This is a genomic window from Allobosea minatitlanensis (genome assembly GCF_964020775.1).
In genome coordinates this window covers 361542-383229 of record NZ_OZ224509.1, presented here as the reverse complement: position 1 = coordinate 383229, position 21688 = coordinate 361542, and the positions used below count along the sequence as shown (strand labels likewise).

The 21688-nt window shown below is 68.5% G+C and carries 21 protein-coding genes; 15 read left to right on the top strand and 6 right to left on the bottom strand.

The genetic code is table 11. The features are described from left to right. Positions 1-139: 139 nt before the first annotated feature. From ACWH43_RS01800 to ACWH43_RS01780, 5 genes are read left to right on the top strand one after another with little or no spacing between them, the layout of a single operon-like run. Entirely contained in the window at positions 140-1450 is a 1311-nt protein-coding gene (locus tag ACWH43_RS01800; protein WP_260349330.1) for a CaiB/BaiF CoA transferase family protein, read from the top strand. Then, complete coding sequence (locus ACWH43_RS01795; protein WP_260349329.1) at positions 1447-1974, top strand: MaoC family dehydratase; 528 nt, start codon at positions 1447-1449, stop codon at positions 1972-1974. Before ACWH43_RS01800 ends, ACWH43_RS01795 begins: the two co-directional genes overlap by 4 nt. Before the next feature lie 26 nt (positions 1975-2000). Beyond that, positions 2001-2771 (top strand): alpha/beta fold hydrolase, encoded by a 771-nt coding sequence (locus ACWH43_RS01790; RefSeq protein WP_158448175.1) that lies wholly within the window; start codon positions 2001-2003, stop codon positions 2769-2771. An 8-nt stretch (positions 2772-2779) separates the two neighbouring features. Beyond that, a complete protein-coding gene (locus ACWH43_RS01785) occupies positions 2780-3370 on the top strand; it encodes a DUF4286 family protein (protein ID WP_158448174.1) in 591 nt (196 codons plus the stop codon). 54 nt (positions 3371-3424) lie between these two features. After that, a complete protein-coding gene (locus ACWH43_RS01780) occupies positions 3425-4228 on the top strand; it encodes an alpha/beta fold hydrolase (protein WP_158448173.1) in 804 nt (267 codons plus the stop codon). A 9-nt stretch (positions 4229-4237) separates the two neighbouring features. Here the strand turns inward: ACWH43_RS01780 and ACWH43_RS01775 are convergent, their stop codons facing one another. From ACWH43_RS01775 to ACWH43_RS01765, 3 genes are read right to left on the bottom strand one after another with little or no spacing between them, the layout of a single operon-like run. Further along, complete coding sequence (locus tag ACWH43_RS01775) at positions 4238-5386, bottom strand: iron-containing alcohol dehydrogenase (protein ID WP_158448172.1); 1149 nt, start codon at positions 5384-5386, stop codon at positions 4238-4240. Between the two features lie 32 nt (positions 5387-5418). Next, positions 5419-6525 carry a D-2-hydroxyacid dehydrogenase family protein gene (locus tag ACWH43_RS01770; RefSeq protein WP_260349328.1) on the bottom strand — a complete coding sequence of 369 codons (1107 nt, stop codon included), beginning with the start codon at positions 6523-6525 and terminating at the stop codon, positions 5419-5421. Continuing rightward, positions 6452-7624 carry a CaiB/BaiF CoA transferase family protein gene (locus tag ACWH43_RS01765; protein ID WP_448153392.1) on the bottom strand — a complete coding sequence of 391 codons (1173 nt, stop codon included), beginning with the start codon at positions 7622-7624 and terminating at the stop codon, positions 6452-6454. The genes ACWH43_RS01770 and ACWH43_RS01765 overlap by 74 nt, the downstream gene beginning before the upstream one ends. Positions 7625-7923: 299 nt before the next feature. On the opposite strand from ACWH43_RS01765, the gene ACWH43_RS01760 reads away from it, so the two are divergent. The 10 genes from ACWH43_RS01760 (at position 7924) to ACWH43_RS01715 (ending at position 19769) form a co-directional block, all read left to right on the top strand. Next, on the top strand, positions 7924-8928 hold the full coding sequence (locus ACWH43_RS01760; protein ID WP_158446555.1) for a dihydroxyacetone kinase subunit DhaK: 1005 nt from the start codon (positions 7924-7926) through the stop codon (positions 8926-8928). Continuing rightward, positions 8925-9524 (top strand): DAK2 domain-containing protein, encoded by a 600-nt coding sequence (locus tag ACWH43_RS01755; RefSeq protein ID WP_158446554.1) that lies wholly within the window; start codon positions 8925-8927, stop codon positions 9522-9524. Before ACWH43_RS01760 ends, ACWH43_RS01755 begins: the two co-directional genes overlap by 4 nt. 131 nt (positions 9525-9655) lie before the next feature. Continuing rightward, positions 9656-10291, top strand: coding sequence for a GntR family transcriptional regulator (locus ACWH43_RS01750; protein ID WP_158446553.1), 636 nt, complete (start codon positions 9656-9658; stop codon positions 10289-10291). 344 nt (positions 10292-10635) lie between these two features. After that, the gene (locus tag ACWH43_RS01745; RefSeq protein ID WP_260349326.1) at positions 10636-11826 is read left to right on the top strand and encodes a CaiB/BaiF CoA transferase family protein; all 1191 of its coding nucleotides are present in this window, start codon (positions 10636-10638) and stop codon (positions 11824-11826) included. Positions 11827-11837: 11 nt separating this feature from the next. Then, positions 11838-13055, top strand: a complete 1218-nt coding sequence (locus ACWH43_RS01740; protein WP_158446551.1) for a CaiB/BaiF CoA transferase family protein — start codon at positions 11838-11840, stop codon at positions 13053-13055. Next, a complete protein-coding gene (locus ACWH43_RS01735) occupies positions 13052-14218 on the top strand; it encodes a thiolase family protein (protein ID WP_158446550.1) in 1167 nt (388 codons plus the stop codon). The genes ACWH43_RS01740 and ACWH43_RS01735 overlap by 4 nt, the downstream gene beginning before the upstream one ends. An 8-nt stretch (positions 14219-14226) precedes the next feature. Beyond that, positions 14227-14634, top strand: a complete 408-nt coding sequence (locus tag ACWH43_RS01730; protein ID WP_158446549.1) for a Zn-ribbon domain-containing OB-fold protein — start codon at positions 14227-14229, stop codon at positions 14632-14634. 162 nt (positions 14635-14796) lie between these two features. Next, the gene (locus ACWH43_RS01725; protein WP_448153391.1) at positions 14797-17385 is read left to right on the top strand and encodes a CoA transferase; all 2589 of its coding nucleotides are present in this window, start codon (positions 14797-14799) and stop codon (positions 17383-17385) included. 287 nt (positions 17386-17672) lie between these two features. Continuing rightward, on the top strand, positions 17673-18281 hold the full coding sequence (locus ACWH43_RS01720) for a hypothetical protein (RefSeq protein ID WP_158446548.1): 609 nt from the start codon (positions 17673-17675) through the stop codon (positions 18279-18281). Between the two features lie 3 nt (positions 18282-18284). Next, positions 18285-19769: a M48 family metalloprotease gene (locus ACWH43_RS01715; RefSeq protein WP_260349324.1), complete on the top strand. Its 1485-nt coding sequence runs from the start codon at positions 18285-18287 to the stop codon at positions 19767-19769. Between the two features lie 111 nt (positions 19770-19880). Here ACWH43_RS01715 and ACWH43_RS01710 read toward each other — a convergent pair whose 3' ends face one another. From ACWH43_RS01710 to ACWH43_RS01700, 3 genes are all read right to left on the bottom strand, one after another. After that, on the bottom strand, positions 19881-20477 hold the full coding sequence (locus tag ACWH43_RS01710; RefSeq protein ID WP_158446546.1) for a CarD family transcriptional regulator: 597 nt from the start codon (positions 20475-20477) through the stop codon (positions 19881-19883). Positions 20478-20855: 378 nt separating this feature from the next. Continuing rightward, positions 20856-21191, bottom strand: coding sequence for a ferredoxin FdxA (gene fdxA, locus ACWH43_RS01705; RefSeq protein WP_158446545.1), 336 nt, complete (start codon positions 21189-21191; stop codon positions 20856-20858). A gap of 170 nt (positions 21192-21361) precedes the next feature. Continuing rightward, a complete protein-coding gene (locus ACWH43_RS01700; protein ID WP_158446544.1) occupies positions 21362-21670 on the bottom strand; it encodes an RNA-binding S4 domain-containing protein in 309 nt (102 codons plus the stop codon). Positions 21671-21688: the final 18 nt, after the last annotated feature.

Sequence of the window (21688 nt, the reverse complement as noted above, 5' to 3'; positions counted from 1 at the left end):
ACACACTATGCGCTTGCCCGCCCAGACGCCAAGCCGCGCGGATGGCGGCGAAACTCCGAACAGGCGGCGAATCGCAGAAAGCGGCATGGCTCCGCCGAAGCCGCCGCAGAGTAGATTCTCCCATTCCGGACATCCCGCCTTGCCTCAGTCCGCACACCCGAACCGCGACGCCCCGGACAAGAGCCCGACCGGCTCGCCGCCACATCGGCCGGGCCCCCTGGCCGGCATCCGGGTTCTCGACATCGCCACCATGATCGCGGCGCCGCTGGCCGGCTCGATCCTCGGCGATTACGGCGCCGACGTCGTCAAGGTCGAGCTGCCGGGCACGGGCGACACCGTGCGCAAGCTCGGCGAGCAGCGCGACGGTGTCGGCCTCTACTGGAAGACGCTGAGCCGCAACAAGCGCAGCGTCGCGCTCGATCTGCGCCGCCCGGCGGGGCAGGAACTCTTCCTGCGCTGGCTGCCGCAATTCGACGTGCTGATCGAGAACTTCCGCCCCGGCACGCTGGATCGCTGGAATCTCTCTGAAGCCCGCCTGCGCGAGGTCAATCCCTCGCTGGTGATCCTGCGCGTCACCGGCTTCGGCCAGACCGGCCCCTACAGCACGCGGCAGGGTTTCGGCACGCTCGCCGAGACCATGAGCGGCGTCGCCTCGGTGCTCGTGCGCGACATGCGCGGCTTCCCGAAGGACCGGCCGGCGCTGACCTCCTTCCCGCTGGGGGACGTCTCGGCGGCGATGATGGCGGTCAACGGAACGCTCGCCGCCCTGGTCCAGCGCGAGCGCACCGGCAGGGGCGAGACGGTCGATCTCGCCATCTATGAATCGCTGCTCAAGTTCATGGAGATCGAGCTGCTGCAGCATGACGAGACCGCGCCGCCTTCGCCGAGCTTCGTCGAGGAGCGCTATGCCGATTCCGCGCCGCGCGGCATGTATCGCTGCAAGAACGACGAATGGATGGCCCTTTCGGGGAGCGCCCAGCCAGTCGCCGAACGCATCCTGACACTGGTCGGCGGCGAGGAACTCGCCCGCGACCCGCGCTTCGCCAACAATGCGCTGAGGGTCCGCAACATCGCCGCTCTCGACGCCATCATCCAGGACTGGTGCGCGCAATACAGCCGCGAGGAGGCGATCGCCCGCATGAGCGCGGCCGGCTGCGCGGCCGGGCCCGTCGAGACCGTCCGCACGCTCCTGTCCAATCCCCAGGTCCTGGCGCGGGAGGCGGTCGTGACCGTTCCCGACCCCGATCTCGGGCCGCTCCGCATGACCGGCGTGATCCCCCGCTTCGAGGGGCATGAGCGGCAGCCGCCGCGACCGGGGCCGACGATGGTCGGAGCCGACACCGCCGCCGTGCTGGCCGCGGATCTCGCTCTTTCCGCCGCGGAGCTTGCCGCGCTCGCCGCACAGGGCGCGATCGACCTCCCTCCTGATCCGCGAAAGGCCGCTCCGTGACCGACACCGCCATAGCCGCCCCGGCAGCCCGCTCGGAGAGCGGGCTCTTCTTCGAGGATTTCGCCGCCGGGCAGGTCTATCGCCATCCCTTCGGCCGCACCCTGACGGAGACGGACAATAGCTGGTTCTGCCTGCTCACCCTCGGCATGAACCAGGTCCATTTCAACGAGGACTATGCGAAACGCACCTCCTTCGGAAAGGCGATCATGCCGAGCCCGCTGACGCTGGCGGTGGTCACGGGGCTCTCCACCATGGATTTCGGCCAGAACACCATGGCCAATCTCGGCTGGAAGGAGGTGACGCTGCCGCGCCCGGTCTTCGCCGGCGACACGCTCTATGCCCGCACCACGATCCTCGCCGCGCGCCCTTCCGCCAAGCGCCCCTCGGTCGGCATCGTCGACGTCAGCACCCAGGGCTACAACCAGCACGGCAAGGTGGTGCTCACCTTCCTGCGCACCATGATGGTCTATCGGCGCGGCCATTCTCCCGCCGCCCACCTGCCGGACATCGTGCCGGACGCCTGACCCCGAACCCGTTCCGGACCATCGCGATGTCATCACCCTTGCTGGAATACGAGGTCACGGGCGACGATCGCCGCCTCGGCCTGCTGCTGCTGCCCCCGCTCGGCGCCGATCTGCGCTACTGGGACGCCTGCATCGCGCAATGGCGCGGCAAGATCAGTTGCCTCGCGCCCAATCTGCGCCACCGCGTCGACGGGCAGAGGCCGCGGCCGGTCACCCTGGAGGAACAGGCTTCCGACCTCGAAACGCTGCGCGCCGCGCTGGGCTTCGAGCGCGTGGTGCCTGTCGGCTCGGCGATCAGCACCATGGCCGCGGCCTGCTATGCCGCTCGCCATCCCGAGCGGACGGCCGCGCTGGTGCTCGCCAACGCGACCGCGCGCTCCCTGCCGCAGGCTGCGTCGATGCTCGCCGAGCGCGCGGAAGCCGTTCGCGCCGGCGGCATGGCCGCGATCCTGCCGCAGGCGGTGGAGCGCGCCTTCCTGAACCTGCCCAAGGACCGTCGCTACGACGCATACCTCGCCGCCTTCGGCCGGCAATCGGCGGAAGACTACGCCTTCGCCTGCCTCGCCAGCGCGACCTTCGACGCCAGCGCGCTGCTGCCCGCGGTCAGGTGCCCGAGCCTCGTCGTCGCCGGCGAGCACGACGTGCTCCTGACGCCGGCGCTCGGGCAGGAAGCCGCCGCGCTGATTCCCGGCGCACGCTTCGAGATCATGCAGGGCGCGGCCCATTTCCTTCCCTACCAGCGCCCCGAGGCCTTTGCCGCGCTGGTCGACAGCTTCCTGGCCTCGACATCCCGATGAGGTAGCCCATGTCCAAGAAAGGCTTTCTGCTGGTGCTGATGCAGCCCCCGGCGGCGATGGAGGAGGAGTTCAACGCCTGGTATGACGGCGAGCACCTGCCGGAGCGCCTGGCCGTGCCCGGCGTCGAGACCGCGAGCCGCTATTCCTCGATCGCGGGCGTGCCCGATTACCTGGCAATCTATGACCTGAGCGACAAAGCCGTGCTCGACAGCGAGGCCTATCTGCGGGTCGCCGGCGATCGCTCCAGCCCCTGGACCAAGCGCGTCACCGGGCGCACCCATGTCTACCGCTCGGTCGGCGACCAGGTCTATCCCGGCAACGCTCTCACGCCGATGGCCGCGCGCGTCACGATCGTCCGTTTCCGCGGCCTCGCCGCGTCCGACGAAGCCGGTGTCGTCGCCGCGATGCGGGCGGCCTTCGAGGACCGGCCCTCGACGGTCGGCGTCCGGGTCTTCGCTTACCCTAACGGCGGAACGGTCGACTATATCGGCTTCGTCTCCGCGGCCGTGCCGGACGACGCCCCCGTGGAGCCGCGCCTCTTCGCCGGGTTCTTCGGCGCGATCGACCTGTTCAACAGCTATGTTCCCCGGCCGCGATAGCAGTCGGAGCGACCCGACATCTCCCTCGTTTCACCGGCCATCGCGGAGGCGACCATGACCGCAGACCAGATCGTCGAGCAGCGCGGCCTCGCCTTCCGCTGCCGCGTCGACGGACCGGCCAGTGCCGATGCTCCCTGGCTCGCCTTCAGCAATTCGCTGATGACCGATCTGACGCTCTGGGACGATCAGGTCGCGGCCTTGTCCGACCGCTATCGCATCCTGCGCTACGATCAGCGCGGCCATGGCCTAAGTTCGGTGCCACCCGGTCCCTGCGATTTCGAGGCCCTGGCCCAGGATCTCGCCGGCCTGTTCGATGCGTTCGGGATCGCCCGCGCCGTTGTCGTCGGCGTATCGCTCGGCGGAATCACCGCGCTGCGCTTCGCCGGCCGCCATCCTTCGCGCGTCACGGCGCTGATGGCCTGCGACTGCACCGTCAAGGCCATGCCCGGCGCCGGCGCCGCATGGGACGAGCGCATCGGCCTGGCGCGGGCGGGAGGCATGACGGCGCTGGCCGGCCCGACGATCGAGCGCTGGTTTCGCCCGCACCATACGGATACGGCAGCCGCCCGGCGCGTCCGGCGCATGGTCGAGACGACCCCGTTCGACGGCTTCGTCCGCGCGGCGGAGGCGCTGCGCGCCTTCGACTTCACTAGCGACCTCGCCGGCCTCTCATGTCCCGCAGCAATGCTGGCGGGCGCCGGGGACGGCGCCCTGCCCGGCGTCATGCAGCAGATGGCCGAGGCCGCGCCCGGCGCGACCTATGTCGAAATTCCCGATGCCGGGCACCTACCCAATGCCGAGAACCCCGCCGCCTTCAACCGCGAGCTCGCCGCGTTCCTGGAGCGCACCGGCCCCTGAAGGGCGGCTTCAGGCCGCTTCGCGCAGGATCGCGCGAATGGCGTCGGCGTCGATGTCCTTGTCCTCGCCGAGCGGCAACTGGCCCGCCTCGGCGATATGCGAGACGACCGCCTCGATATCGACCTCGGCCATGTCCGAGGTCCGGATCGGGCACCCCATCCTGGCAAAGAAATCCGCCGTCGCGGCGATCGCCTTCTCGGCCGCCACGGCCTCGTCCTCTTCCTCGATGCCCCAGACATTGCGGGCGTAGCGCACCAGCATCGGCAGCTTGTCCGCCGCCTTGTGGCGCAGCAGGCTCGGCATCACCATCGAAAGCGTGCGTGCGTGGTCGATGTCGTAGAGGGCGGTCAGCGCATGGCCGATCATATGGGTCGACCAGTCCTGCGGGACCCCGGAGCCGATCAGGCCGTTCAGGGCCTGGTTAGCCGCCCACATGACGTTCTCGCGCGCTTCGGGCGTGTTCTTCTCGACCAGCACCGGACCCCACTCGATCAGCACGCGCAGGATCGTCTCGCTGAAGCCGAACTGCACCGGCGCGTTCACCGGCAGGGTGAGATATTGCTCTATGACATGGGTGAAGGCATCGACCGCGCCGTTCTCCAGTTGCCTGCGGCTGAGGCTCGCCATCGTCGTCGGATCGAGCACCGCGAAGCGCGGGCGCGCGCCGTCCTGCGCGAAAGGCAGCTTGAGATGGCGGCCCTTGTTCGAGATCACCGAAACGGGGTTGCTCTCCGAGCCGGTGGCCGGCAGCGTCAGCACGGCGCCGACCGGCAGGATCGTGGTGACCGCGCCGCCCCTGGCCAGATGCTCCCAGGGGTCCGTCACGTCGAGCGGCGCGACATAGGCGAGGAACTTGGCCGCATCGACGACCGACCCGCCGCCGACGCCCAGCACCCAGTTGCAGCCCGTCTCGCGCACCAGCGCGGCCGCCTTCATGATCGTCTCGTAGACCGGATTGGACTCGATGCCGCCGAACTCGACGACCTCGACATGGGAGAGCGCCTTCGTCACCTGATCATGGACACCATTGGCCTTGATGCTGCCGCCGCCATAGAGCAGCAGCACGCGAGCGCCGGCCGGGACGAGCGTGGCGAGCCCGGCGATCTGCCCGGCGCCGAACAGGATTTCCGTGGGATTGTTCAGGCGAAAACTGATCATGGTCTTTCCCTTTCAAGCGTCCGCTGCCGTTCTCATCGATCCGGTTTCAGCAGGCGGATCGGCGCCCCGTCCAGGAACGCCAGGACGTTCTCGATGCCCTGTCCGTAGAATTCGGCGAAGGTCTCGCGCGTGCCGTAGCCCAGATGTGGAGTCAGCACGGTGTTCGGAAGCCGTCGCAGCGGATGGTCCGAAGGCAGCGGCTCGCGATCGAAGACGTCGAGCGCCGCCACCAGCCGGCCGGCCGCGAGCGCCGCGATCAGCGCGGCCTCGTCGACCAGCGGTCCGCGTGAGGTATTGACGAGAATCGCCCCGGTCTTCATCAGGCCGAGCTCGCGGCTCCCCAGCAGGCCGCGCGTGCGATCCGACAGCACGATATGCAGGCTGACCACGTCCGCCTGGGCCAGAAGTTCATCCCTGCTGCGAAGCCGCGCGCCGGCGGTGGCGGCGCGGACCTCGGTGAGGTTGGGGCTCCAGGCCAGGACTTCCATTCCGAGCGCCTGTCCGTAGCGGGCCATATGCGAGCCGATCCGCCCGAGCCCGATCAGCCCGAGCTTCTTGCCGGCAAGCACCGGCCCTGCGGAGACTCCCTCCTGGAAGGAGCCGGAGCGGATGGCCGCATCGCCGCGCGGAATGTTGCGCGCCGCGGCCAGCATCAGCCCGAGCGCGAGCTCGGCCGTGCCGTTCCCGGTTTCGCTGCCGCTGGTATAGGTCAGGGTGATGCCGCGCGCCGCCATGCCCGCGAGGTCGATCGTCGCACCGCGCTGGCCGGTCATCGCGAACAGCGTGAGCTTCGGCAGCCGCGCGACCAGCGAGGGCGGAAAGGCGGTGCGCTCGCGCATCGCCATGACGACATCGAAATCGGCCAGCTTCGCCGCTGCCTCGTCCTCGCCGGCGAAGGCCTCGTGAAAGAACACCACTTCGGCGCGGGCCTGGAGTGTGCTCCAATCCACGCTGGCCTCGGCAATGCGCTGCCAATCGTCCAGAACGGCAACCTTCATGACCGTTTCCTCGATTCGATTGCTGCCCGGCACCGCCTCGGCATCCGGAGGCAGGCCTTGTTTTGCCTCACTCCTCGAGAACGCCGTTGTGCTGCCCGAGCGCCGGAGCCCCAGAACGCGCGCGCGGACGCTTGCCGTCAAACGATAGCGGCATGCCGACGAGCTCGATGCCGTCGGACGAGGATTTCACAACCATGTCCAGAGCCTGCGTCTGCGGGTGCCCGGCGACCTGGGCGATGTCCAGGAGCGGCGCATTGGGAACGCCCGCCTCGTCGAGGCGCTGGCCGAGCGCCTCGACGGAAAAGCCGACCGTCGCCGCCGCGATCCGGGGGATCAGCCGGCCGCGATTGACGACACGGGCGGCATTGGTCGCGAAATCCGGATCGGTGGCAAGGCTTGGCAGGTTCAGCGCCTCGCACAGCTTGCGGAACAGGTTGTCGTTGCCGGCCGCGATCATCAGCCAGCCATCCGACGTCTCGAAGGCCTGATAGGGCACGATCTCCGCCGTGCCCGAGCCGAACGGCTTGCGCACCTCGCCGGATGCAGCATAGCCCGCGAGCGGCACCGTCATCCAGGCCAGGCCCGTTTCGTAGAGCGAGGTCGAGACCACCCGTCCCTCGCCCGTCTCCCGGCGGGCGATGAGACCGGCGAGCAGGCCGATGACGCTCCACATGCCCGAACCCATGTCGATCAAGGACACGCCGACGCGCACCGGCGGCCGGCCGCCCTCGCCCGTCACGCTCATGATGCCGGTCGAGGCCTGCGCCAGCGGGTCGTAGCCCGGCTTGGCGGCCAGAGGCCCCGTCGCGCCGAAGGCTCCGATATCGCACCAGATCAGCCCGGGCTTCCGGTCCCGCAAGGCCTCCGCCGTTAGGCCGAACCTGTCGAGGATGCCCGGCCTCAGATTCTGGATCACGGCATCGGCCTCGGCCAGGATGAAGTCCTTCAGCGCCCCGACCTTGGCCTCGTCGCGGAAATCGACGCTCACGCCTTCCTTGCCGCGATTCAGCGCGTGGAACGCCGTCGCAATCCCGTTCCAGAACGGCGGCCCCCAGCCGCGCGCATAGTCGCCCAAGCCCGGATTCTCCACCTTGACCACACGCGCACCGAGATCCGCCAGGATCAGCCCCGCATAGGGAGCCGCGACGCTGTGACCGAGCTCGACGACCGTGACACCGCTCAGCGGCTTCTCGGCGAGCATCGAGGAATCCGGCCGGTTCGATGACTGGGCATTTGTCATGGGCACCTTGCAGGGCACTGGTGGCCGAAGCTGCAGGCAGGGGCTCGCGCGGCCATGCATCGACCGGCCCAGCCGCTCGGAGAGGCGCTGCGGATCGGCTGGCGAACCCCATTCCCCTCACAGCCAGCCTCCGAGCGCCAGCCGCTCGATGCAGCCACCGCCGCTTCGCATCCCGGCGTCGCCAGAGCTTGCCTCCCTATCAACTCTACCTCTATTTTTATATAATGCATTATATGTAAAACTATGTTCGAAGGAGCCGTTTTGTCAAACGGCCACTGCGGCTGACGACGGGAGGAACCATGAAGAAACTGCTCAACGAGCCGAACGCCTATGTCGACGAGATGCTGGAAGGGCTCTGCGCCGCTCATCCGCAATATTTCCGCCGGATCGGCGAGGCCGGCCGGGTCGTCGCGCGGACCGACGGCCCGGTCTCCGGCAAGGTCGGCATCGTCTCCGGCGGCGGCTCCGGCCATCTGCCGCTCTTCACCGGCTATGTCGGCCGCGGACTGATCGATAGCTGCGCCATCGGCAATGTCTTCGCCGGTCCAAGCGTCGACGACTGCATCGAAGCGATGCGTGCCGCCGATGGTGGTGCCGGAATCCTGCGCCTCTACGGCAATTACGGCGGCGACCGCATGAACTTCGACATGGCCGGCGAGATGCTCGATATGGAAGGCATCGAAACGGCAACCGTGCTGGGCGCCGACGACGTCGCCAGCGCGGACGCCGCGGAACGGCACAAGCGGCGCGGCGTCGCCGGGCTGATCTATCTCTACAAGATCGCAGGAGCCAGGGCCGACCAGCCGGGCGCCACGCTGCGCGAGGTCGCGGCGGCGGCCGAGAAGGCCGGCCGGGGCTGCGCCACCACGGGCGTCGCGCTCGGTCCCTGCATCGTGCCGGAGGCCGGCAAGCCGACCTTCACCCTCGCCGAGAACGAGATCGAGATGGGGATGGGCATCCACGGCGAGCCCGGCGTCTGGCGCGGTCCGCTCAAACCCGCCGATGCGCTCGCCGGCGAAATGCTGGAGATGGTCGGAGCCGATCTCGGCCTCGGCCGGGGCGAACGCGTCTCGGTCCTGGTCAACTCGCTGGGCGCGACGCCGCATGAGGAACTCTACATCCTCTACCGCCATGTGGCGCGCGAACTCGCCGCCAAGGGCGTCACGGTCGTGCGGCCCCTCATCGGACGCTACGTGACCTCGATGGAGATGGCCGGCGCCTCGCTCACCGTGCTGAGACTCGACTCCGAGCTGGAGGCCCTGCTGGACGCCCCGGCCGACTGCCCGTTCTGGAGCGTGCCATGAGCACGGATTCCCGCATGCTGGTCGAGGCGCTGGGACGCTGGGCGGACCGCATGGAGCTCGCGGCGCCCGAGCTCAACGCTCTCGACGGACAGCTCGGCGACGGCGACCTTGGCGCCACGCTCTCCAAATGCGCCGCCAATATCCGCAAGGCCATCGCGCCGCCGCCCGCCGATATTCCCGGCATCTTCAAGGCCTGCGCCATCGCCTGCACCAAGGCTTCGGGCTCGAGCCTGGGCACGCTGCTGGCGGTCGCTTTCATGACGCTGACCAAGGAAACGGCAGGCAAGAACCAAATCGGCGATGCGGAATGGCCGGGCCTGCTGGCGGCGGTGCGCGATGCCCTTTCGGCGCGCGGCGGCGCCAGGCTCGGCGACAAGACGGTGCTCGATGCGATCGAGGCCGTCCGGCTCGGGCTGGAGGGAACCGGGCCTGAAGGCCGATTGTCGGCGGCGAAGGCCGCGCTGGAGGCCGCGATCGCCGATTTCCGCGGACGCGAGAATAGAATCGGGCGGGCACGCATCTTCGCCGAAAGATCGCGCGGACTCGACGATCCCGGCATGATCGCGGCCCGCCATATGCTGGAGAGCATCGGGTAATCTCGGAGGTCGGAGCGGCTGCATTGCATTGTGCAAACGCGATTGCCCTTCCAATCGACAGATGACATGGTCCGCCAGATTCAGCCTTCCGTCGGGATTCGACGCGGGCTACGACCTTAGCGAGCATACCCATGACATTCGAGACCAAGCAGGACTGGGTCAGCGACATCCTCCGCGAACGCATCATCGTCGGCTATTACGATCGCGGCGCGAAGCTCAAGCAGGCCGAGCTGGCCGAGCAGCTCGGGGTCTCGATCACGCCGGTGCGCGAGGCGCTGCTGACGCTCGAAGCGGAAGGCTACATCAAGGGCGTGCGGCACAAGGGCCTCGTCGTCCCCGAGCTGGTGCCCGAGCAGCTCGGGGAAATCTTCGAGCTGCGGCTGATGCTCGAGCGGGAGCTGACCGCCAAGGCGCTTTCCAAGCTGTCAGCCGACAAGCTCGAGGAGCTGAACGAGATCCAGCGCAGCCTCGCGAAAGCCATCGAGGCCGAAGACCTGCAAGCGGTCCGGACAGCCAATGTCCGCTTCCATTTCCGCCTCTATGAGCTGGCCGAGCGGCCGCAGACATTGCATTTCGTGCGCGTGCTCTGGGCGAAGTATCCCTTCACCCTGCAGGACATCAAGCGTGAGCGGCCGACGAGGATGCGGGCCGAGCACGAAAGCTTCCTTCAAAAGGCCACGCAGGGCGACCATGAAGGCGCCGTCGAAGCCATGGTGGAGCATATCCGCAACGGCTGGCGCGCCGCCAACCTCCCGAAGGCCGGCTAGGCGACCGCTGCCGGCGCCGCATATCGGCGGCGGGCCGTCGTTCCGCTCCCAAGGCGAGCGGCTTTCTCACGGAATCAGGATCACGGGCTGGGCGGCATCGTTCCGGCCTCGCTCCCCTGTGGGAGCCAACCCTCCACCCTCAGCGTCACGATAACCGCTGGGCCGACCGCCCCGCCCTGCGATTCTTCGCCTGCGCGCCGCAACGCGCGAGCCCGGGCAAGGTCGCGGCAGGGTTGCATTTGCTTTTTATATGATGCATTCTTTTGCCCAGAGCGAGAGCGACTCCGGGGCCGACCCCTCACGGCTCGGCGCCCTCGCGGCAAGTCGGGTGGCAAGGAATGGACATGTCTCAGGTACGCCCCTACGGCGGAACCCGCATCATCGACCTCACCCGGGAACTGGGCCTTTATGCCGCGCGCCTCTTCGCCGACCTCGGCGCCGAGGTCATCCGCATCGAGCCGCCTCAAGGCGGGCCGGATCGCCCGGTCCCGGCCGCGACGGGTGGCTCCGAGCAGGCGACCGCCACCGGCGTGCAGTTCGCTTTCCTGAACCTCAACAAGAAGAGCATCGTCATCGACCGGAAGACCCCTTCCGGCCGCGCCGTCTTCGAGGACCTCGTCGCCAGCGCCCAGATCGTGATCTGCGAGCCCGGCCCGGACGAGCCGGACCTCGTCGCCGAGCTGATCGCCGTTCCCGGGCACAGGGTCGTGACGGTCGTCTCCTATTTCGGCACGGACGGCCCTTATAGCGGCTTCACCGGATCCGATCTGGTCGTCCAGGCGCTCGGCGGCATCGCCTATCTCTCCGGCGAGCCGGGCAGGACGCCCTTGGCGCTGCCCGCGCGGCAAAGCCTCTTCGTGACCTCCCTCTACACAGCCGCGGCAACGGCCATCGCGCTCTGGGACAGCGAGCGCAGCGGGGGCAGCCATGTGCTCGACATCTCCGCGCAGGAATGCATCGCCCATTCGCTGCAGAACGCGGTCCAAGTCTACGATCTCGAGAACCGCATCCTGGCGCGCGGCGGCGAAGGGATCCGCGATGCGACGGAGAGCGCCTTCACCTGCAAGGATGGCTATGTCTTCCTGGCAGCCCCCCTGGCGCTGAGCGCCTCCTGGTCGGGCCTGCTGAAATGGATGGAGGAGGAGGGCTTCGACGGGCTGGCGCGGCTGCGCGAACCCGACTGGGCCGACCGGCCGACGCGGGCGCAGGCACCGATGCGGGCGGAGTTCCGCGCATTGTTCGAACGTTTCATCGCCGACAAGACCAAGGCCGAGCTCGGCGCCGAAGCCTTGCGCCGCAAGATCGTGATGGCGCCCGTCAGCCGCATCGCCGACCTGCACACCGACCCGCAGCTCGTCTTCCGCCGCTACTTCCAGAAGGTCGCGATGCCGGGTCTCGGGCGCGAGGTCTCCTTCCCCGGCGCGCCGTATCGGCTGTCCGAACCGGTCTGGCGGATCGACCGCGGCGCACCCGCTCTCGGCGAGCACGACGAAGACATCCTCGGGCGCGCCAGCTCGAAGATCGCGCATCGCTAGAGGCAGCCCTCATGCAACCCGATTTCCTCAAGGGCATCCGCTTCGCGGATTTCACCTGGGCCGGAGCCGGCCCGTTCTCGACCAAGCTCTTCAGCGATTTCGGTGCCGAGATCCTGAAGATCGAAGGCGTCTCCCGGCCCGACCCGGTGCGAGTCGGCGGCCCGTTCAAGGACGGCGTCTACGGCATCAACCGCAGCGGCTACTTCGCCTCCCGCAACACGGGCAAGCGCAGCGTCGCGATCAATCTCAAGAACGGGCAGAGCCGCGAGACGCTCTACGACATCATCCGGCAGTCGGATGTGATCAGCAATAATTTCGGCCCCGGCGCCATGGAGAGGCTCGGCTTCGGCTATGAGGACGTCAAGGCGATCAAGCCCGACATCATCTACCTGGCCATGCCGATGTATGGCGAGGACGGCCCGCTCGCGAACCTGCTCGGCGTCGGCATGACGATCAGCGCCGTGACCGGGCTGATGTGGCAGACCGGCTACGAGGGCGAAGGCCCCATCGGCCCCGGCACCCATTTTCCCGACCATGCGGCGAACCCCTATCACGCGGCTTTCGCCGTGATGGCGGCGCTGCGCTACAAGCGCGCGACGGGCAAGGGCATGAAGATCGACCTCTCCCAGGTCGAGTCGACCATCAACTGCATGGGCCTCGCCTATGTCGAGCACGCCGTCACCGGCGTCGAGCGCGAGCGGCTGGGCAATCGCTCGCCCCATTTCGCCCCGCACAACATCTTCCGCTGCGCCGGCGAGGATGAGTGGTGCGCGATCACGGTGCTGAAGGACAGCCAGTGGGCGGCGCTCTGCGAGGTCATCGGAGACCGTGAACTGGCGTCAGACCCGACGCTGGCCACCGCGAAAGGCCGCCTCGCCCAGATTGAGCGCGTCGAAGCCGCCGTCGCCGCCTGGACGGCCGCGCGCGATCCGGTCTCCGTCATGCAGGCGCTGCAGGCGCGCGGCGTTCCGGCCGGCCTGGTCGCGAGCTGCCGCTACCTGATGGACGAAGACCCGCAGTTGCGCCATCGCGGCTATTGGCAGACCGTCGACCATCCCGAGATCGGCGAAGCCCGCTTCACCTCCCCGCCTTTCCTCCTCGACGGCGAGCGCGTGTCGCTGAAGCGGCCGCCGCTCATCGGCGAGCATACGGAGGAGGTCCTGGCCGAGGTGCTCGGCTATGCGCCCGAACGGATCAGTGCCCTGCGGGCGGAAGGTGTCCTGGAATGACGACCGGCAATCTGGCCAAGGTCGGCGCCGTGATCGGCGTCGGCCAGAGCGACTATGTTTCGGACCATGCGAGGGTCCGCGCCGGCGAGAAGCCGCATGACTCCTATGGCTATGCCGCGATCGCCTTCCGCGCGGCGCTGGCCGATGCGGGGCTGACCCGCAACGACATCGACGGGCTGATCGTCGGCCCCACCGTCGCCTATGAGCGCGTCGGCGAGGTCCTCGGCATCAACCCGCGCTGGGGTTCGCAGGCCGATGCGATGCTCGCCGTGATCGAGGCCTGCGCCGCCATCAAGGCCGGCCTCGCGGAAACCGTCGCGCTGATCTACGGCAACGACCAGCGCTCGGCCGCCGTCCAGTATGGCGGGCCGGAAGCGATGGGCGGCAACCTCTTCCTGTCCTATGTCTACCATGCCCCCTGGGGCTACACCTCGCAGGGCGCGCTCTACGCGATGATGTTCCGCCGCTTCATGGAGGTGACCGGCATCACGGAGGCCGAGCTCGGCGAAGTGGCCGTGGCCCAGCGCCTGGCGGCGAGCCTCACGCCCCATGCCCTGATGCGCAAGCCGATCACGCTGCAGGACTATCTCGACTCGCGCTATATCTGCGAGCCGCTGCACCTCTTCGACTACTGCCTGATCAACGATGGCGGCGTCGCCCTGATCGTGACCTCGGCCGAGCGGGCGAAGCGCATCGCCAAGAAGCCGCCGGTCCTGATCCATGGCGTCGGCCGCTTCGACCTCAACCGCGGCGCGACCAGCCTCGAACCGCGCCTGCTGGACTTCTACCGTCCCGCCCAGGAGGCCTGCGCGAGCCAGGTCTTCAATATGTCCGGGCTTGGTCCGGAGGACATGGACGCCGTCCAGATCTACGACAGCTTCTCCTGCCATGTCCCCTTCGCGCTCGAAGGCTACGGCTATTGCCGCTCCGGCGAGGCCGGCCGGTTCATGCGCGAGGACGGCATCTCGCTGAAGGGCAAGCTGCCGGTCAACACCGCCGGCGGGCATCTCTCCGAAACCTACATGCAGGGCTGGAACCACCAGGTCGAGGCGGTGCGGCAGGTGCGGGGCGAATGCGGCGCCCGGCAGGTCGAGGATTGCCGCTTCGTGCACTACAATTCGGACGTCGCCGGCAAGGCCGTCTCCATCATCTACGGTCGGTGAGGCGCGCCATGGCGAATTCGCGAGCGTTCATCCAGTTCTACGATGAGCCGATGTGGGAGAGCATCCGCGCGCAGCGTTGGGCACTCCAGCAATGCGACGACTGTTCGCAATACCGCTATCCGCCGGGGCCCTGCTGCCCGCATTGCGTGGGGATGTCGGCGAGCTGGAAGCCCCTCTCGGGCAAGGGGAAGATCATCTCCTGGGTGGTGTTTCACCGTCAGTATTTCGACAACTACAAGCCTCCCTACAACGTCGTCGCGGTGCAGCTCGCCGAAGGCCCCCTGGTGATCAGCAACCTGGTCGGCCCGGAGCCGGAAGGCGGCTGGATCGGGCGCGAGGTGACGATCTGCTACGAGCCCGACGCGGAGCAGGGCAGCATTCCGAAGGTGAAGCTTTCCGCCCCGCCGGCGGCATGACCTCGCGGGAAGAGCGACGTCCCCCGGAAGAGCACCCGCCATCCTGAAGACGCCGCGCCCGGGAGCAGCCGGCAGCGCCGGAGCGGAAGGAACATGCCACGCTCGCGGAAGGCGGCAGGCAAGGACGGGCGGGACGATGAGCCCGCCGGCAGGGAGAAGACCATGGCTATGAAGGAAGCGGACGGGCAGGCTCTCAAGCCGGGCATGTTCGCCGGGCTGCGCGTCGTCGAGAGCGCCGACGAGCTGGGGGAATATTGCGGCCTTCTCCTGATGGGTCTGGGCGCGGAGGTCATCAAGATCGAGCCTCTGGAAGGCTCGCCGACACGCCGCTTCGGCCCCTTCCTCGACGACAAGCCCGATCCCGAAGCCTCCCTGCATTTCTGGGCCTATAACCGCGGCAAGAAATCGGTGGTCGCGCCGAACGCGGAGGCTGTGCTGTCGCTGATCGCCGGCGCCGACGTCCTCCTCGTCAGCGATGGCGGCCGCCTGCTCTCGACCTTCGGCATCGCGCTCGCCGAACTGAACAGCCGTTTCCCGCGGCTCGTCACGGCGCAGATCACGCCTTTCGGCGACACCGGCCCCTGGAAGGATTTCAAGGGTTCGGACCTGGTGCATCTGGCCCTTGGCGGCATCATGATGAACTGCGGCTACGACGCCGCCCCGGACGGCTATGACCTGCCGCCCATCGCACCCCAGCTCTGGCACGCCTATCACATCGCCGGAGAGCAGCTCGCCATCGGCATCGCGGCAGCCTTGCTGCATCGGCTGCGCAACGGCGAGGGACAGGACGTCTCGGTGGCCGTCCACGAGGCGGTCTCCAAGAACACCGAGCTCGACCTGATGTCCTGGGTGATGCGGCGGGCACCGCTCTTCCGCCAGACGGCGCGCCATGCCGTCGAGAAGCCCAATCGCACGCCCAATGTCAGCTACACCAAGGATGGCCGCTGGGTGATGAGCTGGGGAGTCTCGGCCAAGGACAAGCTGCAGCTCGTGCCGTTCCTCGACAGCTACGGCATGGCCGCCGACCTGAAGCCGCCGGCCGAGGGAGCAGACCTCACCGCCCGCAGCATCCCCGGCTCGACCGATAGCGACGAGGCCAGCAACCACACGCTCGACGTCATCCAGCGCTTCGTGCGCTCCTATCGCTACGCGGATGTGCCCTGGCGGGAAGCGCAGACCGCCGGGCTGCTCTGGGCCCCGGTCCGCAAGCCGCATGAGAACGCGATCGACGAGCACTGGCTGTCGCGGCAGGCCTTCACCGACATCGAGCATCCGGAACTCGGCCGCAGCTTCCGCTACCCCACCAGTAAATGGCTGAGCACGGCGACCTCCTGGCAGCCCGGCACGCGCGCCCCCCATATCGGGGAGCATACACAGGCGGTCCTTGCCGCAAGCTCGGCCTCCCGCCATGAGGAAACGCCCATCTTCGCGCAGGTCCGCTCCGATTCCGCGCCAGCGCAGACCCTCTCCCCCCACGGCAAGCCCTTCCCGCTCCAAGGTGTCCGCATCTTCGACTTCTCCTGGTTCCTGGCCTCGGCCGGCGGAACCCGCTTCCTCGCCTCGCTCGGCGCGGAAAGCCTCAAGGTCGAATGGAAGGCCAATCCCGATACGCGCCTGGCCGCCATGGCCCCGATCGGCGGCCGGGCGGCACGCGAGGCCGCGACGGCGCCCCTGCCCGGCGTCACCGATTCCGATATGGGCGGCCAGTTCAACAACAAGAACACCGGCAAGCGCGGGCTCTCGCTCAACATCCGCCATCCGAAGGGCCTCGCCATCGCCAAGGACCTGATCCGCGTCTCGGACGTGGTCGCCGAGGGTTTCTCTCCCGGCGTCCTCGAACGGCTCGGGCTCGGCTACGAGGTGCTGAAGGCGATCCGCCCCGACATCATCTACATCCAGCAATCGGGCATGGGCAGCATCGGCAAATACGGCCGCTTCCGCACCGTCGGCCCCGTGGCCGCCTCCTTCGCCGGCACGACCGACATGTCGGGCCTGCCCGAGCCCGCGATGCCGGCCGGCTGGGGCTATTCCTATCTGGACTGGGCCGGCGCCCATGGCTTCGCGCTCGCCATCCTCGGCGCGCTCTATCATCGCGAGCGGACCGGCGAGGGCCAGTGGATCGATTCCTCCCAATGCGAGGCCGGCATCTTCCAGACGGCGGTGCCCGTGCTCGACTGGTCCGCGAACGAACGGGCCTGGCAGCGCATCGGCAATCGCTCGCCCTACAAGCCGGCGGCCCCGCACGGCGCCTATCGCTGCCTCGGCGAGGACCGCTGGATCGCGATCTCCTGTTTCGACGAATTTGAATGGCAGGCATTCACGACCGTATCCGGACTGCAATCTCTGCGGGAGGATCCCCGCTTCCGCACCCTCGCCGACCGGCTGCATCATCAGGACGCGCTGGATGCGGCGGTAACGGAATGGACCCGCACCGTCACGGCGGAGGATGCCATGCAACGGCTGCAGCGCGCCGGCGTCGCGGCAGGGCCGTGCCAGACGGCGCAGGACCGCTGCGATCACGATCCGCAACTGGCGGCGCTGAACTGGATGACCGAGGTGACCGGCACCAAGATCGGCCGCTGGCCGGTGCCGGAATTTCCGGTCAAGCTCGCCGCCACGCCGTCCCATGCGGGCGGTCCGATCGGCCGCGGCGCCCCCTGCTATGGCGAGGACAACGCCATGATCCTGTCGACCATGCTCGGTTATTCGGAGGCGGAAATCGCCGCCCTCATCGAAGAAGGGGTGCTTTGACGGCCTGGCCCTACGCTTGAACCGCCAGAGCCCGAGAATCGCTCTTTCTCCCCGTCACCATCTGAAAGCCAGTCGCTCGGCCATCGAGCTACCCGCAGCCGCGACGCTTCCTGTAGGATATCGCGATGATGGTGAGACGGGTCCTTCTCGCCCTGTCGGTCCTGGGGGCGCCTCTATCCGCCGGCTCGGCGGCCGAGCCTTGCCGCGACGATGCGGCGGAGGCCGTTCCCGCGCGCCTTTCGGGCCTGGATGCGGCGGGGGATCCGCTGCTGGCCGATGGCCGCCCCTTGCGGCTGATCGGCCTGGCGCCCCGCCAGGACACGGCCGAGGAGATGCGCTTCCGGGCGGGCCTCGCGCCGTTCATCGGCCGGGACCTGCTCCTCGCCGTCACCGGCGAGAAGGATCGCTGGGGCCGCTGGCCCGCCCGGCTCTTCCTCGAGGCCGCTCCGGGCGGAAGCCGCCAGGATGTCGCAGCGCTGCTGCAGGCGAGCGGCGCCGCCCTCGCCATGCCCGAAGGGCAGGCTGCGGCATGCCGTCCGGGTGCCGGTCCCGTTCAGACAAAGTTCACCTCGGCCTCGCAACCTTTGGCCCCGCCGGCCGTTGACGGCCATGATCTCGCCGCCGTGAAGGAACAGGAGGGGCGTTACATCGTGCTCGAAGGCCGGATCGCATCCGTCGGCGAACGCGCGCAGCGGACCTATCTGAACTTCTCCCGCCGTCCGGCGGAGGCGGCCGCCATCGTCCTGCCGCGCAAGCTCTGGCGGGAGTTGAAGGCCGCGGGCTGGACCGCGGCCGGGCTCGGCGGTAAACGCTTGCGCGCCTATGGCGTGCTCGGCGGCCGCAACGGGCTTCTGCTCGAAGTCTCCTCGCGCGCCGCCCTGGAACTGATCGACTGAGGGATGCGGGAAGCCTGGCCAATATGGTTCGCGCCACGGGGAAGACGGCTGGCCGCCCTGGCCCTGCCGGCCCTGCTGCTCGCCGGCTGCCTGGGCGACCAGACCTCGCTGCTGCCCGGCAACGCCGCTCATGACGGCGAGATCGCGCCGCCCATCACCACGGTCCAGCGCGCCGCCGACCAGGAGCATCAGCGGCTCCTGGCGGCCTTCGGCGGCGAATACCGCGCGCCGCGCACCCGCGCCGCGCTCGACGAGATCGTCAAGCGCCTGGCCCGGACCAGCGACGGCCAGATCGGCGCCTACGAGATCACCATCCTGAACTCGCCGGCCGTCAACGCCTTCGCCCTGCCCAATGGCCGGCTCTACGTCACGCGCGGATTGCTGGCGCTGGCCAACGACACCTCCGAGATCGCCTCGGTCCTGGCCCATGAGATCGGCCATGTCACCGCCCAGCACGCCGCGCAGCGCGCCGAGAAGGAGGCCGAATCGGCGCTGGTCAGCCAGGTCGCCTCGCAGGTGCTGAAGAATCCGACGCAGGGCGCCGCCGTCCTGGCGGGCTCGAAGCTGTCGCTCGCCCGCTTCTCGCGCCAGCAGGAATTCGAGGCCGACCGCATCAGCGTCACCAGCCTCGCGCGCGCCGGCTACGATCCTTATGGCGCGAGCCGCTTCCTGACCACGCTCGGCCGCAACACCGCCTTCCGCGCCGCCGGCCAGAACCAGAGCGCCGAGGACAAGCGCCTCGACATGCTCGCCACCCATCCGCAGACGCCGGAGCGCATCGCCGCCGTGACCACCGCCGCCCGGCAGATCGCCGCGCCGGGCCTCGGCGAGCACGACGCCGGAAGCTGGCTCAACGCCATCGAGGGCCTCGCCTATGGCGAGGATCCGCGCGACGGCGTGGCCCGCGGGCGGCGCTACGTCAACAGCACGCTGCGCATCGCCTTCACCGCCCCGGAAGGCTTCAGCCTCGAGGCGGCGCAGGACATGGTCATCGGGGTGAGCGCCAATGGCGCCCAGGCGCTGCGCTTCGACTCGGTCAAGCTGAAGTCCGACCAGACGCTGGAATCCTACGTCGCGGCCGGCTGGATCGAGGGCGTCGCGACGACCGGCATCGAGAAGACCGAGATGGGCGGTCAGCCCGCCGTCACCGCCCATGGCAAGGGGACGGACTGGATGTTCCGCCTGGCGGCCGTGCAGTTCGGCGACCGGGTCTACCGCTTCATCCTGGCCGCCCGCGGCAGCAGCGACCCCGAGCGGCAGATGCGCAGCATCGTCGACAGCTTCAGGACCCTGACGCCGGCGGAGGCCCAGGCCGCCCGGCCGCTGCGCATCCGCATCGTTGCAGCCAACGCCGGCGACACCGTGGCGAGCATGGCGGAACACATGCCGGAGCAGGACCGGCCGGTCGAGCTGTTCCAGCTCCTCAACGGGCTCGATCGCGACGCCGCGCTGACGCCCGGACGACGCTACAAGGTCATCGGCGAATAGGGGCCGGGAGAGCCGCCGGCGAAACAGAGGCGCGGCAAAACAGGGGCCCGCAAACGAAAAACCCGGCGGTCGCCCGCCGGGTTCTGCATTTCGGGACCGCGAAGGAGCCGCTCAGGCAGCCTCTTCCTGCAGGTCGTCATTGTCGCCTTCGAGATCGGATTCCTCGGCGGCCTCGGCCTTGCCGGCGCGGCGCGGCGACTTGGCGAGCTGGCCTTCGATCTTCTTGAGCGCCTCGATCTCGGTCACGTCGTCGACGACGGCGATCTCGCGGACCATGCGGTCGAGCGCGGCCTCATAGAGCTGACGCTCGGAATAGGACTGCTCGGGCTGCGCCTCGGAGCGATAGAGATCGCGCACCACCTCGGCGATGGCGACGAGGTCGCCGGAATTGATCTTGGCCTCGTATTCCTGCGCGCGGCGCGACCACATGGTGCGCTTGACGCGGGCGCGGCCGGTCAGCGTGGCCAGCGCCTTGGCGACGGCCTCGCCATCGGCGAGCTTGCGCAGGCCGACGCTGGCGGCCTTGGCGGTGGGGACGCGCAGGGTCATCTTGTCCTTGGAGAAAGAAACCACGAACAGCTCGAGCTTGAAGCCCGCGACTTCCTGCTCCTCGATCGCCGTGATCTGGCCGACGCCATGAGACGGATAGACGACGTACTCGCCCGTCTTGAATCCCTGGCGCACAGCAGCTTTCTTCACAGTGGACATGCCGTTACGACTCCTGACCGGCCCGCCGGGGCGGGCACGCGATGATCCGTCCCCGTCCGGATGGCCGGAGACACTGCCTGACGCGACGCGTTGACGCGGCGCTTCACGCTCCCTCAGTCGATTGGTTCATCTCGTCCACCGACGCGAACAACGAAATGCTCCCGACGCAAGGGCCGCCGGGTCCGGTGCTGTTCGTCGTCTCTGGGGACGCCCCGTTTTGTGGGAACCTCGCAGGGGCATGCGGAACGAATTCGACTGAGCTTGCGTATAGCACAAAAAACACGCCGAATCAAAGGTTCCCGCAGGCAGCCGCCTGCGGCCGCGCCGAGCGCGGTCCCGGTCGGTGCGGGTCTGGTACGCTGGCGGCGGCGGCGCGGCTCAGTCGCCCTCGCCCGGCTCCGGCGAGAACATGGCGAGCTTGTCGGGAACGCCGTCGAACGCCTTCGCGTCGGCGGGCGGCTCCTTCTTCTGCGAGATGTTCGGCCAGCTACTGGCGTATTTCCCGTTGAGCTGGAGCCAGCTCTCGAGCCCCGGCTCGGTGTCGGGCTTGATCGCCTCGGCCGGGCATTCCGGCTCGCAGACGCCGCAGTCGATGCATTCGTCGGGATGGATGACGAGCATGTTCTCGCCTTCGTAGAAACAGTCGACCGGGCAGACCTCGACGCAGTCCATGTACTTGCACTTGATGCAGTTCTCGGTGACCACATAGGTCATGGGCCGGCCCTTCCAATGCTTCTAAACAACCTCATAAACCTCCGACGCGCGCAGGTTTCAAGGGTGTTTTCACCGGGCGCCGCGGAACTCTGCGCCCGTCAGGCAACCACTCGGGGAAATCCGTTCGCCGCAGCGCCGCATACCGGCGGCAGGGACGGCAGCGACCGGATTTAGTCGCCGCTGTCGCCCTCCGCAAGGGCCGTATCGTCGCCCCCGCCGTCCAGGCGCTCATAGAGCAGGCGGGCCGTGGCGAAGGGGCCGCGGCGTTCGGCGAAGGCCTGGATCCGCACCACGACGGTGGCATGCGGCAGGGCGATGGTCAGCACATCGCCGATCTTGATCCCCTGCGCCGGGTTCCCGGCGCGCCGCCCCGCGATGCGGACATGGCCGTCATCCACCAGCCGCACGGCCATGGGGCGCGTCCGGGCGAAGCGCGCGAACCAGAGCCATTTGTCGAGGCGTTGACGGTCATCCTGCAACGGCCGGCGCCTCCCCGG

Bases quoted from the DNA above. Each gene is read 5' to 3' on its own strand.
- ACWH43_RS01790 (WP_158448175.1), top strand. From the start codon at position 2,001: ATGTCATCACCCTTGCTGGAATACGAGGTCACGGGCGACGATCGCCGC.
- ACWH43_RS01785 (WP_158448174.1), top strand. From the start codon at position 2,780: ATGTCCAAGAAAGGCTTTCTGCTGGTGCTGATGCAGCCCCCGGCGGCG.
- ACWH43_RS01780 (WP_158448173.1), top strand. From the start codon at position 3,425: ATGACCGCAGACCAGATCGTCGAGCAGCGCGGCCTCGCCTTCCGCTGC.
- ACWH43_RS01775 (WP_158448172.1), bottom strand. From the start codon at position 5,386: ATGATCAGTTTTCGCCTGAACAATCCCACGGAAATCCTGTTCGGCGCC.
- ACWH43_RS01765 (WP_448153392.1), bottom strand. From the start codon at position 7,624: ATGACAAATGCCCAGTCATCGAACCGGCCGGATTCCTCGATGCTCGCC.
- ACWH43_RS01760 (WP_158446555.1), top strand. From the start codon at position 7,924: ATGAAGAAACTGCTCAACGAGCCGAACGCCTATGTCGACGAGATGCTG.
- ACWH43_RS01755 (WP_158446554.1), top strand. From the start codon at position 8,925: ATGAGCACGGATTCCCGCATGCTGGTCGAGGCGCTGGGACGCTGGGCG.
- ACWH43_RS01750 (WP_158446553.1), top strand. From the start codon at position 9,656: ATGACATTCGAGACCAAGCAGGACTGGGTCAGCGACATCCTCCGCGAA.
- ACWH43_RS01745 (WP_260349326.1), top strand. From the start codon at position 10,636: ATGTCTCAGGTACGCCCCTACGGCGGAACCCGCATCATCGACCTCACC.
- ACWH43_RS01740 (WP_158446551.1), top strand. From the start codon at position 11,838: ATGCAACCCGATTTCCTCAAGGGCATCCGCTTCGCGGATTTCACCTGG.
- ACWH43_RS01735 (WP_158446550.1), top strand. From the start codon at position 13,052: ATGACGACCGGCAATCTGGCCAAGGTCGGCGCCGTGATCGGCGTCGGC.
- ACWH43_RS01730 (WP_158446549.1), top strand. From the start codon at position 14,227: ATGGCGAATTCGCGAGCGTTCATCCAGTTCTACGATGAGCCGATGTGG.
- ACWH43_RS01725 (WP_448153391.1), top strand. From the start codon at position 14,797: ATGGCTATGAAGGAAGCGGACGGGCAGGCTCTCAAGCCGGGCATGTTC.
- ACWH43_RS01715 (WP_260349324.1), top strand. From the start codon at position 18,285: ATGCGGGAAGCCTGGCCAATATGGTTCGCGCCACGGGGAAGACGGCTG.
- ACWH43_RS01710 (WP_158446546.1), bottom strand. From the start codon at position 20,477: ATGTCCACTGTGAAGAAAGCTGCTGTGCGCCAGGGATTCAAGACGGGC.
- fdxA (WP_158446545.1), bottom strand. From the start codon at position 21,191: ATGACCTATGTGGTCACCGAGAACTGCATCAAGTGCAAGTACATGGAC.